Below are 16,925 nucleotides of genomic sequence, written 5' to 3'. Positions count from 1 at the left end.
TACGCTTGTGCTCCATCCGGGCTACGCAGCTTTGTCCGGGCTACAGGCTCACGGCTTCTTCAGCGCGCCATGCTGGCGGCCGAAATCGGGCGCGGCGGAATCCTGGCCGATCTCGACGATGCCGCGGCGGATGGCGCGGGTGCGGGTGAAGTGGTCGAACAGCGCCTCCCCGTCGCCGCGGCGGATCGCGCGGGTGAGTTTTGCCAGATCCTCGGTGAAGGTGCCGAGCATCTCCAGCACGGCCTCCTTGTTGGCGAGGAAGACGTCGCGCCACATCGTCGGATCGGACGCCGCGATGCGGGTGAAATCGCGAAAACCGCCGGCGGAGAATTTGATCACCTCGGATTCCGTCACCTGCGCCAATTCGTCGGCGGTGCCGACGATGGTGTAGGCGATCAGATGCGGCAGGTGGCTGGTGATCGCGAGCACGAGGTCGTGATGATCCGGCGTCATCACCTCGACCTTGGCGCCCATCGCCGCCCAGAACGCGCGCAGGTGCTCCGTCGCCGCTGCGTCGCTGCCATCAGGCGGGGTCAGGATGCACCAGCGGTTGATGAAGAGCTCGGCAAAGCCCGAATCCGGGCCGGAATGCTCGGTGCCCGCCACCGGATGCGCCGGCACGAAATGAATGCCGCCCGGCAGATGCGGGGCCATGTCGCGGACCACAGCGCCCTTGACCGAGCCGACGTCGGAGACGATCGCACCCGGCTTGAGATGCGGCGCGATCTCCTGCGCTACGGGTCCGCAGGCGCCGACGGGAATGCAGAGGATGACGAGATCGGCATCCCTCACGGCCTCCGCATTGGTCGCCACCACCTGATCGACGATGCCGAGCTCGGCGACACGCGCGCGTGTCTTCTCCGAGCGTGCGGTGGTGACGATTTCACCGGCAAGCCCCTGGAGCTTCGCAGCGCGGGCGATCGAGCCGCCGATCAGGCCGAAGCCGATCAGCGCCACGCGCTGGAAGTGCGCCTGCGCGCTCATTTGCCGCCCATGAAGTCGCGCAAGCCTTCGACGACGAGGCGGTTGGCCTCCTCAGTGCCGATGGTCATGCGCAGCGCATGCGGCAGGCCGTAGTTCTTCAAGCCGCGCAGCACGAGCCCCCGCTTGGTCAGGAACGCGTCGGCGTCATCGGCGGTCGTGCCCTTGTCCGTCGGGAAATGGATCAGCACGAAATTGGCGACGCTCGGCGTCACCTTCAGCCCGAGCTTGCCGATCTCCTCGGTGAGCCAGTTGCGCCAGGTCTCGGTGAACTGCTTCGACATCGCCTGATGCGCGGTATCCTCGATCGCGGCGACCGCGGCATACATCGCCGGCGTCGACACGTTGAAGGGACCGCGGATGCGATTGACCGCATCGATGACGTGCTCGGGCCCGAACATCCAGCCGATGCGCAGCGCGGCAAGACCGTGGATCTTGGAGAAGGTGTGCGTCACCACCGTGTTCTCGGTGGTGGCGACGAGCTCGATCCCCATCTCATAGTCGTTGCGCGAGACGTAGTCGCAATAGGCGGCGTCCAGCACCAGCAGCACGTGCGAGGGCAGGCCGGCGCGCAGCCGCTTGACCTCGTCGAACGGAAGATAGGTGCCGGTCGGGTTGTTGGGGTTGGCGAGCCAGACCAGCTTCGTCTTCGGCGTCACGGCCTTCAGGATGGCGTCGACGTCGGCGGTGAGGTTGGTCTCCTGGGCGATGACGTTCCTGGCGCCGACCGCCATCGTCGCGATCGGGTAGACAAGGAAGCCGTGCGTCGTCGAGATCGCCTCGTCGCCCTGGCTGAGATAGGTGTGCGCGAGCAGATTGAGGATCTCGTCCGAGCCGGCGCCGCAGATGATGCGGTTGGGATCGAGGCCGAACGAGCGGCCGATCGCCTCGCGCAGCACGCGCGAGGTGCCTTCCGGGTAGTCCTCCAGATGATCTGCCACGCGCTTGAAGGCTTCGATCGCCTTGGGCGAGGGCCCGAACGGCGTCTCGTTGGCGGAGAGTTTGAACACCTTGCGGCCCGGCTCCGGCACCGGGCTCTTGCCGGGCGTGTAGGGCGCAATATCGAGAATGCCGGGATTCGGCACGGGGCGGGACATCTTGGACTCCGGATAGGCTGGGCTGCTCGCGATTTTACGATTTCGGCCCGGTCGGGGGCACCGTATAGCGCGTTGCGTGGCTGCCGACGAGGGCCACAGAGCGCACCGAGGCCCCCGCCTCGATCAGGGCAGCCCTGATCTTGTCGATGCTGGTCGCGCCGGTGACCGAGACCAAGAGCGCCGCGCCGTCGAAGGCGGTATCAGGCACGGCCACGATCTCGGCGAGCGGCGACAGCGCGCGGGCGACCTCGGCGTTCCATCCCGAGACGCGCACGCTGAAGGTCTCGACCTCCGTCACCAGGGCGCTGTCGGCGACGCGCGAGATCGCGAACACCGGCAAGGCGGCCGGATGGTCGGCGCGCTCGATGAAGGGCATCCGCGCGATGATCTTCGGCGCGCCGTCCGCTTCCAGCTCCAGCCACCATGGCGTGCGGCTCGAGGTCGCCGAGACCATTGCCAGATCACCCTTGGATTTCGCTACCGCCTCGACCGCGGCCTGTGCGCTGAAATGCGCGACGTAAGGCACCGTGAAGCCGAAATTGAAGCGCACGGAATCGCGCATCGCCGCCTCGCTGGCCGAGATGTCGGCATGCACCGAGAACGGCGCCTGTACGTAAGTGAAGGTCGAGATGATGACGCGCCAGATGCTCTCGACCGTGTCGAGCGGCAGGATGCCGCGATGACGCTGCACGATCTCGCGCATCATCGAAGCTTCGCGCGCAGGCCGGAACGCCGAGCCGACCTCCTGGGTCTGCTTCACCTGGATCAGGCGATCGATGATCTCGCCGCGCTGCATGAGGAGGCGATGCATGCCCTCGTCGATCGCGTCGATCTCCTTGCGCAGTTCCTGAAGCGATGGTGGCGCGGGCGGACGTTGGGACATGTCTGGTCGTCGATCGTTCCGGTGGGGGATATCCTGATTAGGCAGTCGGGGCGGCGAAAGCAAAGAGAAATGACGTGCTTTGCGGGCGTCGCGGCAGAGGCGAATTGGGCCGATCCGGGCCGCGACTTGACGAAAACCGCCCAAGACGGTAGCTTTTGCCCGTTCCGTGGTCATTTGAGCCGGCCGGCTTGCAGCCACGTTAAAAAACTCGCTAAACAGGCCGGGGACGCTTCCGATCCCGGCCGAACCTATCGTTCAGGCCGGGTTTTTCATGGCCTGATGTCAGCGGCGCGGTCGAGCAGCCAGTCGCAAACGAGGTCGATGTCCGAGATGGGTAGCGTCAAGTCGATACCGAGTCCTGCGATCAGCGCCGACGAGCGGTCGCACGAGGTCGATCATCCAAGCTCGCTGGTTGCGCATTTCGGCACCGAGCAGCCGCTGCGGCTCGATTGCGGCGTCGATCTCTCCCCGTTCCAGATCGCCTACCAGACCTATGGCGAGCTCAATGCCGATCGCTCCAACGCCGTGCTGATCTGTCATGCGTTGACCGGCGATCAGCATGTCGCCAACGTGCATCCCGTCACCGGCAAGCCGGGCTGGTGGGAGACGCTGGTCGGTCCCGGCCGACCCATCGATCCCAAGCACTACTTCATCATCTGCTCCAACGTGATCGGCGGCTGTATGGGCTCGACCGGGCCGGCGTCGATCAATCCCGCCACCGGCAAGGTCTGGGGCCTGGACTTCCCCGTCATCACCATTCCGGACATGGTGCGCGCGCAGGCGATGCTGATCGACCGGCTCGGCATCGACACGCTGTTTGCGGTCGTCGGCGGCTCGATGGGCGGCATGCAGGTGCTGCAATGGACCGCCGCCTATCCGGAGCGCGTGTACTCCGCGCTGGCGATCGCCTGCGCGACGCGGCACTCGGCGCAGAACATCGCCTTCCACGAGCTCGGCCGCCAGGCCGTGATGGCCGACCCCGACTGGCACGGTGGCGGCTATGCCGATCGCGGCATCCATCCGCATCGCGGGCTCGCGGTGGCGCGGATGGCGGCGCACATCACCTATCTCTCGGACGCGGCGCTGCACCGCAAGTTCGGCCGGCGCATGCAGGACCGCGAGCTGCCGACCTTCTCGTTCGACGCCGACTTCCAGGTCGAATCCTATCTGCGTTATCAAGGCTCGTCCTTCGTCGAGCGCTTCGACGCCAATTCCTATCTCTACCTGACGCGGGCGATGGACTATTTCGACATCGCCGCCGACCATGGCGGCGTGCTGGCCAAGGCCTTCGCCGACATCAAGACCCGCTTCTGCGTGGTCTCCTTCACCAGCGACTGGCTGTTTCCGACCTCGGAATCGCGCGCGCTGGTGCACGCGCTGAACGCTTCGAGCGCGCGCGTGTCATTCGCCGAGATCGAGACCGATCGCGGCCACGACGCCTTCCTGCTCGACGTGCTCGAATTCTTCGACATCTCCCGGGCCTTCCTGCAATCGGCAGGCAAGGCCCGCGGGCTCAACCTCGAGGACCGTTAGCGATGTCCGTGCAGGAAGTGCTGCCGCTGGACGGCGTTGCGGCCAGGCCGTCCGGTGATTATCGCGCCGATCATCGGCTGGTCGCCGAGATGGTCAAGCCGGGCTCGAAGGTGCTCGACGTCGGCTGCGGCGACGGCGATCTGCTTCAGCTGCTGGAGACCCGCGGCATCGACGGCCGCGGCATCGAATTGTCGCGCGAGGGCGTCAACCGCTGCGTCGCCAAGGGGCTCGCGGTGGTGCAGGGCGATGCCGACACCGATCTCGTCAACTATCCCGACGATGCCTTCGACTACGTGATCCTGTCGCAGACGCTGCAGGCGACGCGGCAGCCGAAGGTCGTGCTGGAGAACCTGCTGCGCATCGGCCGCCGCGCCATCGTCTCGTTCCCGAATTTCGGGTTCTGGAAGATGCGACTCCAGCTCCTGATCGGCGGCCACATGCCGCGCACGGAGAATCTGCCGGCGACCTGGTACGACACCGCCAACATCCATTTCTGCACCATCAAGGATTTCGTGCAGCTCTGCGACGAGATCAACGTCAAGATGGAGCGCTCGGTCGCGCTCGATCTCTACGGCCGCCCGGTGCCGCTGAACCTGCCCTGGTGGGTGTGGAACATGTTCGGCGAGCAGGCGGTGTTCTTGCTGAGCCGCGGCGGGGGGAAGTAGTTTCTCTCCGTCATTCCGGGGCGATGCGAAGCATCGAGCCCGGAATCCATCGTCCGACAGCGCCTGCAGCCCGATGGATTCCGGGCCTGCGCCTTCGGCGCATCCCGGAATGACAGCTAGTGGGAAACCAGCGACCGCGGGTCCCGCACCGGCCAACGTCCTGCTTCCACCAGCGTCACGAACCGCTCGACACTCTCATTGAACAGCGCGGGCTCCTCCAGGTTCAGCACGTGGCCGGACTTCGGAAACATCGCGAGCCCCGCCGCGGGCAGGTGCTTCTTCAGGAACAGGCTGGCGCCCATGCAAGGCTCGTCCTCGTCGCCGCAGATGATCAGCGCGGGTGTTGCCGCGCCTCTGATCGCGTCCGTCATCGTGTAGATCGAGGGACGGCCGCCCTGGAATCCGCGCATGGTGCGCGCCGATCCCATGGCATCGTGCCGCGCCAGTGCGGCGTAGAAATCGGCATGCCCGCGTGGATCCTTCACCAGGAACGGAATCCGGCTCGGCGCCTCGCGCGTGACTTTCGCGACCTCCACCGATCCCAGCGTCTCGAACTGCTCGGCATTGGCGCGGCACTGCGTGCGCCAGGTCTCCAGGTTCTCGAGCTCCGAGCCGGAGCCGACGCCGGCCAGCGTCATCGACAGCGCGCGCTGCGGCGCGTTCAGTCCGATCTGCAGCGAGGAATAGGCGCCCATCGAAAGACCGACGAGATGCGCGCGCTCGATGCCGAGATGATCGAGCACCGCAAGCGCATCGGTGTAGAAATGCGTGTAGGTGTAGACCTCGCCGTCAGGCACGTCCGACGGCGTGTAGCCGCGCGCCGAATAGGTGATGCAGCGATGGCCACGCGAGAAGTAGCGCATCTGCGGCTCCCAATTGGTGTAGTCGGCCGCGAACTCGTGCAGAAAAAGTATCGGCGTTCCCTGGCCCGCCTCCTCGAAATAGATGCGGACGCCGTCCCTGGTCGTGGCGTGGGGCATTAACCGTTTCCCTCTGTTTCAAGCCGTGTTCGAGGATCGCAGTTAATTCTGTTGTCGGCAATGCGGCAGCAGCGCCGAGCACGAACACAAAATCATTGCAGCCATTCGCGGGCGTTGCGTCTTTTTCTCGCCACATCGGGCGGCTTAACGGCCAAACGGATGTCGGCCATTGCACGGGCCGGCGGGAAGTGGGGGTGTCAAGAAGGATGAAGAATGTTCGAGTTGTTTGCGTCTCGCCTGTCGCGTTGTGTTGTCGCGCTGGCGCTGTTCTTCGCGGCGGTCGCCGTGTTCGTTTCTCCGGCCTCGGCACGGCCGTATCATCGTCATAGCGCAGAGCGGCACGGTTACGTGCATCACGCCAGACATCATCACCACCGTCACTATCGCCATCATGCCCGCAGTTCGCGCTTCGAGCGCAGCGCGGCGCAATTGCAGGCAAGCGGCTTCGCCGACACCCAGGCGAGCTATGATCCGAATGCCAATGCCAGCGGTGCCGGCATGAACGGAGGCTTCAGCGGAGGATCGGGTCTCGTCTCCGAGGCGCGCCGCCATATCGGCGGCAATCCGACCGGGCGCGGCCGCCTGTGGTGCGCGCGCTTCATGAACATGGTGCTGGAGCATACCGGCCATCGGGGCACCGGCTCCGACATGGCGAGCTCGTTCGCGCGCTACGGCACGCGCATCTCCGGACCGCAGGTCGGTGCCATCGCCGTGATGTCGCGCGGCCGCCGCGGCGGTCATGTCGGCATCATCACCGGCATCGACGCGCAGGGTAATCCGATCATGATCTCCGGCAACAACGGCAACCGAGTCCGCGAAGCCCCGGTCTCGCGCGGCAAGATCTATGCGTATGTGATGCCGAACTGACGGTGGAGCTGTAGCGACGGTCTCGTAGGGTGGGCAGAGCGAAGCGTGCCCACCACCTCCCTCCGCTCGACGAGATGGTGGGCAAGAGCGCCTTTGCCCACCCTACGGCAGCGGAGTTAGCTCACAGCAGCTTCGGCTCTTCCACCGCCACCACATCGCCGACGCCGACGTCACCGTCGGCGATCACCTCGGCATAGATGCCGCAGTCCATATGGCCGAGATGGCGCGAGAGCGTGGGCGGGATTTCGAGATCGCGCTTGGCGGTCTCGGGGTCGACATTGGTGGCCGGGCAGCGGACGATGCGCTTGATCACCTTCAGCCGGGCCTGTCCGATCGCGAGCGTCTGGCCGACGAGGTCGAGCTCCGACCAGGCCGGCCAGCCTTTCACGTAGAGATTGGCGCGGAAGCGCAGCGGATGCACGGCGACGCCGCCGAGCATGGTCTCGATGGCGCGGACGCTGTCGAGATTGATGATGGAGACGACCTTGCGGGCGACGTCGGAGAAGCTGTGGTCGCGGCCGGAGAGAATTTTGGGCGGGCCCTTCAACTCGGGTTGGAAGTTCTCGCGAAAATAGGCCTCGATGGCGGCGCGCCCGGCGGCGGTCTCGAGATCGCCGCTGGCGACGATCTGGCCGTCCTTGCGGATGGTCAGCACGTTGGTTTCGTCGTCGAACCGGCTGTCGAGCTCGGCCAGCCGCTCATTGCGCGCCAGCATCAGGAACTGGATTTTCGGCTTCCATTCGGGCGCCTCGGGGTTGAACCCGCTCGGGCCGTTCTCGATGGCGTAGCGGCGGTCGGCCGGCAGGGTCTGGCCGACCCGCAAAGGAACGTGCGACAGGCGCTCCGGCGTCAGGCCCTTGATCGGGTAGCGGTAGAGGCCGGTGATCTCGGCGGTATGGCTGGCTGTCATGCCGCTACTTAAGGGATTCGGCCCGCCACCGCCAAGCCCGCTCCCGCGCGCACGAAATTGTGAAGTTGCCTCTTTCGCATCCGCAACCTGCTTCCCACATCTGGCCCAGGCCGGCGGCAACGCCGGCAAAAGACGACCGTTACCGGTTGAGAAACGTCAATGCGGTAATTGGAAACCCAATGAAGATGCCGTTTGGGGTGCCTTACAGGGCCCCGAGGGCAGGCCGAGGGACAGAAAAGATGAATATCGAGAAGTATACCGAACGCTCCAGGGGCTTTATCCAGTCCGCGCAGTCGCTCGCGATGCGCGAGGGGCACCAGCAGTTCTCAACCCTGCATGTGCTGAAGGTCCTCTTGGACGACAATGAGGGGCTCGCCGCCGGTCTGATCGACCGCGCTGGCGGCAATTCCCGCGCAATCCTGAAGGCGACAGAGGACGCCCTCAACAAGGTGCCGAAGGTCTCCGGCGGCGGTGCCGGGCAGATCTATCTCGCGCCCGAGCTGGCCCGCACTTTCGATTCGGCCGAAAAGGCCGGCGAGAAGGCCGGCGACAGCTTCGTCACGGTCGAGCGCCTTTTGCTCGGCCTCACGCTGGAAAAGACCAGCGAGGCCGGCACCATCCTGAGCAAAGGCGGCGTCACGCCGCAAAACCTCAACGCGGCGATCGAGGCGCTGCGCAAGGGCCGCACGGCCGACTCTGCGACCGCCGAGAATGCCTATGATGCGCTGAAGAAGTATGCCCGCGACCTCACCCAGGCCGCGCGCGACGGCAAGCTCGATCCGGTCATCGGCCGCGACGAGGAGATCCGCCGTACGATTCAAGTGCTCTCGCGTCGGACCAAGAACAACCCCGTCCTGATCGGCGAGCCCGGCGTCGGCAAGACCGCCATCGCCGAAGGCCTCGCGCTGCGCATCGTCAACGGCGACGTGCCGGAGAGCCTCAAGGACAAGAAGCTGCTCTCGCTCGACCTCGGTGCATTGATCGCCGGTGCGAAATACCGCGGCGAGTTCGAGGAGCGGCTGAAGGCCGTGCTGCAGGAAGTGACCGGCAGCGAGGGCACCTTCATCCTGTTCATCGACGAGATGCACACGCTGATCGGCGCCGGCAAGGGCGACGGCGCGATGGACGCCTCCAACCTGCTCAAGCCGGCGCTCGCGCGCGGCGAGCTGCACTGCATCGGCGCGACCACGCTCGACGAATACCAGAAGCACGTCGAGAAGGATGCCGCGCTGGCCCGGCGTTTCCAGCCGATCTTCGTCAGCGAGCCCTCGGTCGAGGACACCATCTCGATCCTGCGCGGCTTGAAGGACAAGTATGAGCAGCATCACGGCGTGCGGATCACCGATTCCGCGCTTGTTGCGGCGACGACGCTGTCCAACCGCTACATCACCGACCGCTTCCTGCCTGACAAGGCGATCGACCTCATGGACGAGGCCGCGGCGCGGCTGAAGATGCAGGTCGATTCCAAGCCGGAAGAGCTGGATTCGCTCGACCGCGAGATCATCCGGCTCAAGATCGAGCAGGAGGCGCTGAAGAAGGAAAGCGATGTCGGCTCCAAGTCCCGGCTCCAGACCCTGGAGAAGGACCTGGCCGAGCTCGAGGAGAAGTCGGCGGCGCTGACGGCGCGCTGGAGCGCGGAGAAAAACAAGCTCTCCGACGCCCAGAAGCTGAAGGCCGAGCTCGACGGCTTGCGTGTCGAGCTCGCCAATGCGCAGCGGCGCGGCGAATTCCAGAAGGCCGGCGAGCTGGCCTATGGACGGATCCCGCAGCTCGAGAAGCAGCTTGCCGATATCGAAGCCAAGGAGAACTCGGGCGAGATGATGGAGGAGGCTGTTACCGCCAACCACATCGCGCAGGTGGTCTCGCGCTGGACCGGCGTGCCCGTCGACAAGATGCTGGAAGGCGAGAAGGAGAAGCTCCTGAAGATGGAGGAGCAGCTCGGCAAGCGCGTCGTCGGCCAGGCCGAGGCCGTGCGTGCGGTCGCAACCGCCGTGCGCCGCTCGCGTGCCGGCTTGCAGGACCCGAACCGCCCAACGGGCTCGTTCATGTTCTTAGGGCCGACCGGCGTCGGCAAGACCGAGCTGACCAAGGCTCTCGCGGAGTACCTGTTCAACGACGAGACCGCGATGGTCCGCCTCGACATGTCCGAATACATGGAGAAGCACTCGGTCTCGCGGCTGATCGGCGCGCCTCCCGGCTATGTCGGCTATGACGAGGGCGGCGCGCTCACCGAGGCGGTGCGGCGCCGGCCCTACCAGGTCGTGCTGTTCGACGAGATCGAGAAGGCGCATCCTGATGTCTTCAACGTGCTGCTGCAGGTGCTCGACGACGGCCGCCTGACCGACGGCCAGGGCCGCACCGTCGACTTCCGCAACACGCTGATCATCATGACCTCGAACCTTGGTTCGGAATATCTGGTGAACCAGCCGGAGGGCGAGGACACCGCGGCGGTGCGCGAGCAGGTGATGGGAATGGTGCGGGCGCACTTCCGCCCCGAATTCCTCAACCGCGTCGACGAGATCATCCTGTTCCACCGGCTGCAGCGCAGCGAGATGGGCCGCATCGTCGAGATCCAGTTCGCGCGGCTGCAGAAGCTCCTGACCGATCGCAAGATCGTGCTGAGCCTCGATGCCGCGGGCCGCGACTGGCTCGCTGCCAAGGGCTGGGATCCCGCCTACGGCGCAAGGCCCTTGAAGCGGGTGATCCAGCGCTACCTCCAGGACCCGCTCGCCGAGATGATCCTCGCCGGCGACGTCAGGGACGGCGACAATGTCGCGATCTCGTCCGAAGGCAACGTGCTGACCTTCAACGGCAAGGCGCCGCAGACCGCCGAGATCACCCAGTTCGAGGCGCCGGTGGCGAAGCGGAAGCTGAACTGATGAAATACACGCCCTCCGCGCCAACCTCGCGGAGGGCGTTTTCAATCCACTAAGAACGCGTCCACCACTGCCTGATCGCGGTCGTAGACCCAGCATTCGCTCAGCAGGCCTTCACGCACGGCATAGACCAGCAACCGTTCCAATTCAGCCGTGCGACCGTCCCGGCTGAATGATTCCCGTGCGAGAATGGCGCCGCGCCGCGGCCCGGCCATGACGTCATCGATGGCGAGCAGTTTTCGGTTGGAGCGGCGTGCGACCTCGGCCAGAGTGGCAAGCGCGGCCGCCTTGCCGCGGTGAGTGCCGGCGAGCGGATTATGGCCGGCATAGTGCAGCATGAATTCATCGTGGTAGCAGGCGGCGATCGCGGCGCGGTCACCGGCCTGCCAGGCGGCCGCGTAGCGCGTCACGGCGGCGCGGATAGCGGCGATTTGTGCGGCGTCGTCTACCAGAACTCTGTCCATCGATATGATCTCCCGGGTCATCGGCAGCGCTGTGCCGGTGCGCTATGATGAGGCATGACCTCGCCTTCCGGCTTTCAGGAACTGGCTATCAGCACGCCGCCCAGCGGCGGACCAAAGAGGGCGCGGATGCTCGATTGGGACGCGCGGGTGCTCTATCTCGGTCCAGCCTTCGGGCTGACGCCCCACCGCAATGCCACCGGCGTGCTGGCCGTCGCGCTCGACGGGGCGATAGGCGTAGCTAACGATCCGAGGGCGCGCTCACCGTCTTATCGCGAGACCCGCAGCGTGCTGATCATGCCCAACAGTCTGCACCATCTCCGCACCGATGCTGGACGGATGGCCTTCCTCTATGTCGATCCCCTCGGCCGCGATATCGAGGCGCTTCGCTCACGAATGAAGGAGGTCGGATCGAGGGCCGCGTTCGACATGATCGACGAGAGGTCGGTCGTCGCGCTGTTTGGCGCCATCGCGGAGCGACGCCTCGCATCTGAGGACGCGCAGCAAGCAGCCCGCGATATGCTTGGGATCGGATCAAGTCCGCAGCCAGATGCAAGAATTGCCGCCGCCATCGAGCGGATGCGCGAGCAGCCCAGCGGTTCGCACACCCTTGCTGAACTCGGCCGCAGGGCCGGACTTTCGTCCTCGCGCTTCCTGCATCTTTTCAAGGACGTCACGGGTGTGCCGCTCCGCCGCTACCGGATCTGGTCCCGGATCGGCGCTGCCGCGCGGGCGGTCGCACAAGGCCAATCGCTGACCGAGGCCGCGCATGACGCGGGCTTTTCCAGCTCCGCGCATTTCAGCACGGCCTTCCGCGACATGTTCGGTATGATGCCGTCGGAATTGTTCGCACGGGTGCGTGCGGGTTAACGTCTTCAACGTGCTGTTGCAGGCGCTCGGCGACGGCCCGCTGGCCGAGGGCCAGGGCCGTACCGTCGATTCCGCGACATGCTGATCATCATGGCCTCGAACCTCGGTCCGAGTATCTCGTGAACCAGCCGGAGGGTGAGGATCTGAAATGAAAGCCGCCCCGGAGGGTCACCTCTCCGGGGCGTCCTGTTTTGCTGTCTGGCTAGTTGCCAGGGGCCGAGGCGGAGCGCGGCTCGACGCCGTCCTCCTCGTCCTCCTCCAGCTCCGACAAAATATCCACCAGCTCGCGCACCCGGCCCTGCGCCAGCGGGCGCAGATCGTTGATCATCGGCTCATCGTTGGCGAGCCAGGCCTGGGCCTCAGCAAGCTCCTCAGCGGTCGCGCCGGTCCCGATGATCTGGGCAATGGTGACGTCATCGGCGCGGTCCACGGCCTTGACGACATCGTCGCGTGAGAGGCGCGTCATGAGCGATCCTCCTGCTGGCTTCCGTCAGCGTCTAACCGGGGAACCGGCGTGACGGTTCCCGCCAGTCCCGTGCACGTAGCTCCTACTTCTTCACCACCTTGTAGATCGCATTCTCGACATCCGAGCTGACGTAGATCGCGCCCGTCGCGCCGACTGCGACGCCGGTGGGGATATGCGTCGGCAAGCCGCCGGGGGCGCCGGTCAGGCCGATCGGGAGATTGGCTGCGATCTCGGTGACCTTGCCGGATTCCGGCACGATCTCGATCAGCCGCTTGGCGCCGACTTCGGCGACGATCAGCTTGCCGTCGCCGGTGCGCGCGATGCCTTCTGGCATCTTCAGATCCTTGGCGATCACGGTCTTTTCGCCGGTGCTGTTGATTTTGGAGATGATGCCAGCAAAAGCCTCGGTGACGTAAACCTCGTCGCCGGCCCCGCGGACGAGACCCATCGGACCCTCGAGCGCGCTGATCAGCGTCGTGCGATCCTTGCCGTGCTCGCCGCTCACCTTGACCAGTGACTTGGTGCCGAGCTCGGCCACCAGGATGCTGCCGTCCGCGAGTACGACCGCGTCATGCGGCGCCTTGAAGTCGTGCAGCATGTCGCGCGTCGCGCCGGTCTTGCCGTCGATCACCTGCACGGTGCCGGTGAACCAGCTCGACAGGACCACGTCGTTGCCCTTCGCCGTCGCGCTCATCGGATATTCGAGCGTCGTGCCAGCGGCGTGCATGCGCGCCTTTTCGGTGACCTCGCCGGTCACGCCGTCCACCGTGCGATAGGCGAACAGGTCGGCGACGTGGATCGTATCCTTGCCGTTCTCCGAGGTGACGCCGATGCCGCCGGGCAAAGCGAGCTTGCCGATGATGATCTGCTTGGCATGACCAGTCGCGGGATCGACCTCCTGGATGCCGTTGTCGGCCATGTTGGAGACGTAGATGCGGTCCTTGTCGTCGATGGCGAGATTGTCCAGCGACGGCTTCAGCTGCGCGACCATGGTCTTGGCGCCCGATTTGGGATCGACCCGGACGAGCTGGCCGAGCGCGGTGTCGATCACGACGAGATTGCCCTTGGAATCGAAGTTCACGGCGGCCGGGATCTTGAAGCCGTCGGTGACGACACTCAGCTCGGCCTTGTCGACGTCGACCCTTGCGACCTGGCCCTTGAACCACAGCGGACCATAGAGCTTGTCGTCGGGACCGAACTCGAAGCCGTTGAGGCCGCCCATCTTCTCCATGATCTGGCGGGGCGGTTTGACGCCCTCGACGTCGATCTCGTAGAGCGCATCGCCGAGGAAAACGGTGGTGGCGTAGAGCCTGCCGTCCTTGCGGAAGGCGAGCGAGTTGATGCCGGGCAGCCCGGACGCGAGCTTCTTGATCGGACCGTCGCCCTTGCGCGCATAGAGATCGCCGGCGAGGAAGCCGGTCCAGGCCATGGTGCCGTCGGGTGCGAACGCGATGTCGTCGGCCATCCCGACCGGTGCCGGGATTGCAACCTTGGCGCTGCCGCCGCCAATGTCGACCTCGTAGAGCGCAGCGCCCGCGACGCTGCCGGCAAACAAATGGCCGGCCTTGTCGACACCGAGCCCGTGCACACCGTGGAATGCCGAGCCCGGCACGAGTCTCGTGACTTCCCAGCCATCGGCCGATGCGCTCGTTGTGCAGAACAGCGCAGCAATCAGGGCTGCGCAGGCGAGCCTGTTTCTCATGGCGTGACCTCCCATTTTTTTGGAAAGTATTCGCCCGTCCTGCGGCTTTGGCAAACGAAACTTGACGTTGTGACGCCGCGAAGCGGCCTCGCTGCGCAGCGTACTTGCTTGAAATCCTGTTTGAAAATACCGGCCTTCTCGGCCGGTTGTCGGCTTACCGGTTGGTGACCTGCAGCGGCCCGCCGGTGGCGTCCGACATCCGGGCGATGGCGCCGCCGCGGCCGCTCATCATGCCGTCGAGCCGGTCGCGCTCCTTCTCGAAGCTTGCCAGCATCGGGCCCTCCAGCGAACGGCCACGCGGCAGCTTCACGCGCATCGGGTCGACGAAGCGGCCGTTGACCAGGATCTCGTAATGGACGTGCGGGCCGGTCGACAGACCGGAGGAGCCGACGAAGCCGATCACCTGGCCCTGCCGCACCTTCTTGCCGGGCTCCATGCCCTTGGCGAAGGCCGACATGTGGCCGTAGGCAGTCTCGTAGCCGTTGGCGTGCTTGATGCGGATGTACTTGCCATAGCCGCCCTCGGGGCCGGCCTTCTCGATCATGCCGTTGCCGGAGGCGAAGATCGGCGTGCCGTAGGAGGTGGACCAGTCGACGCCGGTATGCATCTTCACGTAGCCGAGGATCGGGTGGCGGCGGCCGCCGAAGCCGGAGCGCATGATGGCGTTGTTGACGGGCTTTCTGACCAGGAACTTCTTCGCGCTCTTGCCGGTCTCGTCGTAATAGTCGACGAGGCCGTCGTCGGGGCTCTGGTAGCGGTAGTATTTCTTGGTCTCGCCGCCGACGGTGAGCGAGGCGAACAGCACCTCGTTCTTCTCGGTCGCGGTCACGCCCTCGTCCTCGCCCGCGTAAAACACGTCGAATGAATCTCCGGGCTGCACCTTGCGCTGGAAATCGACGTCGTAGGAGTAGATCTTGATCATGTCCTCGATGACGGGCATCGGGACCTTGTTGCGCATCGCGGTCTCGTAGATGCTCTGGTAGAGCCGCACGCCGGAGCCGTCATCGTCATCCTCGTCGTCGCTGCTGGCGTTGGCCGCAGTATCGGCGACGGTATTCATGCTGGAGACGTCGACGGCGACGTATTTGCCGAGATCGGACAGCGCCGCGATCGCTTCCACCATCGTGTCGTTTGCAACCACGACGCGATAGGGCTGCAGGCGGGCGCCGGGGCTTGCGGGCGCCATCAGGATGCGGAGCTTCTCGCCTTCCTTCAGGCCGCCGTCGCGGCCGCGCGGTCCGAGCGTCGCGGTGATCGCCTTGATCTCGTCGGCATTGGCGCCGAGATCGCGCAGCACGCCGGCGACGCTGTCGCCCTTCTTGACCATGTGGACGCGTTCGCCGTTGGGATTGCCGCCGGTGATCTGCTCCTTGGTCTTGGGCAGCAGCGTGACGTTCTCCGGCACCACGCGCGTTTCGAAGCCGGCATAGGGATCGGACGGCGAGGCCTCGGCGGCGTAGGCGGTTCTGATGTCGGAAGGACCGGTCGCGCCGGAGATGTCGGCAGCCGTGTTGGCGAGCGAGGCGTAGCGCACCCCGCCATTGCCGCGCCAATTGGCGGCATCGCGCACCCGCATCAGGATGTCGTCGAGTGCCACCACCGCGGAAATCTTGGCCTTCGGCAGCACCGGCGACAGGTCCTTGGTGACGAAGGACACTTCCGCGTCGGGCTCGACGGCTTCGGGATTGTTGGGATCGTCGGACGCCGTCTTCGGGTCGGAGCCGACATCGGTCAGCAGGCGCTGGGCGTTGAACGGCGGGATCTTCGCCGACAGATCGCTCGTCGTCATCGACAGATTGCCGGCGATCCGCACGAACGGACGCACCCGCATCACGTCACGGTTGCCGACGCGGGCAACCGTCGAGACGCGCATCACGTTGCGTGAAGCGGTGGATTCGCTCGGCGGCGGCAGGCGATCGCTCTTGTGCAGCGTGGCGGCACGATCGGCGGCGCCGAATGCTCCGCGCAGCGCGCCTTCGACCCGCTCCGGCACCTTGGCGAAGGTCATCTCGCCGTCGAGCGAAGCGAAAACGGCGCCGCCGATCAGGGCTGCGCCGCAGAGTCCGGTCAAAATTGTCCCGCTGAACCATTGCACCGAGACGCGTCGGCGGTCGATCACCGCGGCTTCAGAACCATCGACGGACAGCGGCGGCTCGTGGCCGAGATCGATGATCCCGGTCTCACGCCCGTAAGTGCCGCGTGACGTCCTGTGGTTCAACCCAAGTCCCCCAACTCAACGACCCAAGATGCCCGGTTTCGAACCTGTCCCAGGCTGCCCTCTTGAACGGGGATCGCCGGAGCAGGCAAGCCGCACAACTGTCCGCGCCCAGAAAGCCCCTTGATGGGGCCGGCCGAAATTACGAACAGCTGGACGGGTAAAGCTCTCTCGATGTCTTTCGAATGCCGAAGGAAGGTCGCGTCATTTGCAACATCGCCTTCCTCTGACCCCATGAAAATCGCCGGCAGCCCCCACAGGCGTCCCCGCGATTCAAGCTTGTCTCTTATCAGAACGCCGCGGGATTGTGGCTCAAGTACGGCGCCAAATATGGAAAAAGTTTCCTAAATGCCGGGCCGTAAAGGCCCCCGTGAGATCACGGGCTGAGCTCGAGCGGGGTGGGGGACAGGGCCCCATCT

14 protein-coding genes, 1 pseudogene and 1 riboswitch are annotated in these 16,925 nt (G+C 65.4%); of the genes and pseudogenes, 6 read left to right on the top strand and 9 right to left on the bottom strand.

Going from position 1 to position 16,925, the window contains the following annotated elements; all coding sequences use genetic code 11:
• Positions 1-48: 48 nt before the first annotated feature.
• The 3 genes from I6F21_RS12205 to I6F21_RS12195 are packed head-to-tail and all read right to left on the bottom strand — an operon-like array spanning position 49 to position 2,961.
• Positions 49-984: a prephenate/arogenate dehydrogenase family protein gene (locus I6F21_RS12205; RefSeq protein ID WP_036040388.1), complete on the bottom strand. Its 936-nt coding sequence runs from the start codon at positions 982-984 to the stop codon at positions 49-51.
• The gene (gene hisC, locus I6F21_RS12200) at positions 981-2,078 is read right to left on the bottom strand and encodes a histidinol-phosphate transaminase (protein WP_225128580.1); all 1,098 of its coding nucleotides are present in this window, start codon (positions 2,076-2,078) and stop codon (positions 981-983) included. The genes I6F21_RS12205 and hisC overlap by 4 nt, the downstream gene beginning before the upstream one ends.
• A 34-nt stretch (positions 2,079-2,112) precedes the next feature.
• On the bottom strand, positions 2,113-2,961 hold the full coding sequence (locus I6F21_RS12195; protein ID WP_035996937.1) for a chorismate mutase: 849 nt from the start codon (positions 2,959-2,961) through the stop codon (positions 2,113-2,115).
• Between the two features lie 156 nt (positions 2,962-3,117).
• Positions 3,118-3,197: riboswitch (SAM riboswitch) on the top strand.
• 94 nt (positions 3,198-3,291) lie between these two features.
• On the opposite strand from I6F21_RS12195, the gene I6F21_RS12190 reads away from it, so the two are divergent.
• Together I6F21_RS12190 and metW are read left to right on the top strand one after the other, a co-directional pair.
• Entirely contained in the window at positions 3,292-4,494 is a 1,203-nt protein-coding gene (locus I6F21_RS12190; protein WP_225183250.1) for a homoserine O-acetyltransferase, read from the top strand.
• Between the two features lie 2 nt (positions 4,495-4,496).
• Entirely contained in the window at positions 4,497-5,159 is a 663-nt protein-coding gene (gene metW / locus I6F21_RS12185; RefSeq protein WP_035996939.1) for a methionine biosynthesis protein MetW, read from the top strand.
• A 116-nt stretch (positions 5,160-5,275) separates the two neighbouring features.
• On the opposite strand, the gene I6F21_RS12180 is transcribed toward metW, so the two are convergent.
• Positions 5,276-6,139, bottom strand: a complete 864-nt coding sequence (locus I6F21_RS12180) for an alpha/beta hydrolase (RefSeq protein ID WP_225142823.1) — start codon at positions 6,137-6,139, stop codon at positions 5,276-5,278.
• Positions 6,140-6,352: 213 nt separating this feature from the next.
• On the opposite strand from I6F21_RS12180, the gene I6F21_RS12175 reads away from it, so the two are divergent.
• The gene (locus I6F21_RS12175) at positions 6,353-7,006 is read left to right on the top strand and encodes a TIGR02594 family protein (RefSeq protein ID WP_225183157.1); all 654 of its coding nucleotides are present in this window, start codon (positions 6,353-6,355) and stop codon (positions 7,004-7,006) included.
• Between the two features lie 121 nt (positions 7,007-7,127).
• Here I6F21_RS12175 and I6F21_RS12170 read toward each other — a convergent pair whose 3' ends face one another.
• Entirely contained in the window at positions 7,128-7,916 is a 789-nt protein-coding gene (locus I6F21_RS12170) for an MOSC domain-containing protein (RefSeq protein ID WP_225183156.1), read from the bottom strand.
• Between the two features lie 239 nt (positions 7,917-8,155).
• Between I6F21_RS12170 and clpB the strand changes: the two genes are divergently transcribed.
• Entirely contained in the window at positions 8,156-10,795 is a 2,640-nt protein-coding gene (gene clpB / locus I6F21_RS12165; RefSeq protein WP_225183155.1) for an ATP-dependent chaperone ClpB, read from the top strand.
• 41 nt (positions 10,796-10,836) lie between these two features.
• On the opposite strand, the gene I6F21_RS12160 is transcribed toward clpB, so the two are convergent.
• Positions 10,837-11,256: a nuclear transport factor 2 family protein gene (locus tag I6F21_RS12160; RefSeq protein WP_225183154.1), complete on the bottom strand. Its 420-nt coding sequence runs from the start codon at positions 11,254-11,256 to the stop codon at positions 10,837-10,839.
• Between the two features lie 54 nt (positions 11,257-11,310).
• On the opposite strand from I6F21_RS12160, the gene I6F21_RS39020 reads away from it, so the two are divergent.
• Complete coding sequence (locus I6F21_RS39020) at positions 11,311-12,123, top strand: AraC family transcriptional regulator (protein WP_311735346.1); 813 nt, start codon at positions 11,311-11,313, stop codon at positions 12,121-12,123.
• A pseudogene (locus tag I6F21_RS12150) lies at positions 12,122-12,266 on the top strand (AAA family ATPase); the annotation flags it as partial. The gene I6F21_RS39020 and the pseudogene I6F21_RS12150, both read left to right, overlap by 2 nt.
• Positions 12,267-12,325: 59 nt before the next feature.
• On the opposite strand, the gene I6F21_RS12145 reads toward I6F21_RS12150, so the two are convergent.
• The 3 genes from I6F21_RS12145 to I6F21_RS12135 form a co-directional block, all read right to left on the bottom strand.
• Positions 12,326-12,589 carry a hypothetical protein gene (locus I6F21_RS12145; RefSeq protein WP_035996955.1) on the bottom strand — a complete coding sequence of 88 codons (264 nt, stop codon included), beginning with the start codon at positions 12,587-12,589 and terminating at the stop codon, positions 12,326-12,328.
• Between the two features lie 82 nt (positions 12,590-12,671).
• On the bottom strand, positions 12,672-14,291 hold the full coding sequence (locus I6F21_RS12140; RefSeq protein WP_225183153.1) for a hypothetical protein: 1,620 nt from the start codon (positions 14,289-14,291) through the stop codon (positions 12,672-12,674).
• Between the two features lie 154 nt (positions 14,292-14,445).
• Complete coding sequence (locus tag I6F21_RS12135; protein ID WP_035996962.1) at positions 14,446-16,509, bottom strand: M23 family metallopeptidase; 2,064 nt, start codon at positions 16,507-16,509, stop codon at positions 14,446-14,448.
• Positions 16,510-16,925 lie beyond the last annotated feature (416 nt).

The sequence above is a fragment of the Bradyrhizobium sp. NBAIM03 genome, assembly GCF_020194055.1.
Taxonomy (GTDB): domain Bacteria; phylum Pseudomonadota; class Alphaproteobacteria; order Rhizobiales; family Xanthobacteraceae; genus Bradyrhizobium; species Bradyrhizobium yuanmingense.
This window is presented reverse-complemented; position numbering and strand designations above follow the sequence as displayed.

Bases quoted from the DNA above. Each gene is read 5' to 3' on its own strand.
- I6F21_RS12205 (WP_036040388.1), bottom strand. From the start codon at position 984: ATGAGCGCGCAGGCGCACTTCCAGCGCGTGGCGCTGATCGGCTTCGGC.
- hisC (WP_225128580.1), bottom strand. From the start codon at position 2,078: ATGTCCCGCCCCGTGCCGAATCCCGGCATTCTCGATATTGCGCCCTAC.
- I6F21_RS12195 (WP_035996937.1), bottom strand. From the start codon at position 2,961: ATGTCCCAACGTCCGCCCGCGCCACCATCGCTTCAGGAACTGCGCAAG.
- I6F21_RS12190 (WP_225183250.1), top strand. From the start codon at position 3,292: ATGGGTAGCGTCAAGTCGATACCGAGTCCTGCGATCAGCGCCGACGAG.
- metW (WP_035996939.1), top strand. From the start codon at position 4,497: ATGTCCGTGCAGGAAGTGCTGCCGCTGGACGGCGTTGCGGCCAGGCCG.
- I6F21_RS12180 (WP_225142823.1), bottom strand. From the start codon at position 6,139: ATGCCCCACGCCACGACCAGGGACGGCGTCCGCATCTATTTCGAGGAG.
- I6F21_RS12175 (WP_225183157.1), top strand. From the start codon at position 6,353: ATGTTCGAGTTGTTTGCGTCTCGCCTGTCGCGTTGTGTTGTCGCGCTG.
- I6F21_RS12170 (WP_225183156.1), bottom strand. From the start codon at position 7,916: ATGACAGCCAGCCATACCGCCGAGATCACCGGCCTCTACCGCTACCCG.
- clpB (WP_225183155.1), top strand. From the start codon at position 8,156: ATGAATATCGAGAAGTATACCGAACGCTCCAGGGGCTTTATCCAGTCC.
- I6F21_RS12160 (WP_225183154.1), bottom strand. From the start codon at position 11,256: ATGGACAGAGTTCTGGTAGACGACGCCGCACAAATCGCCGCTATCCGC.
- I6F21_RS39020 (WP_311735346.1), top strand. From the start codon at position 11,311: ATGACCTCGCCTTCCGGCTTTCAGGAACTGGCTATCAGCACGCCGCCC.
- I6F21_RS12145 (WP_035996955.1), bottom strand. From the start codon at position 12,589: ATGACGCGCCTCTCACGCGACGATGTCGTCAAGGCCGTGGACCGCGCC.
- I6F21_RS12140 (WP_225183153.1), bottom strand. From the start codon at position 14,291: ATGAGAAACAGGCTCGCCTGCGCAGCCCTGATTGCTGCGCTGTTCTGC.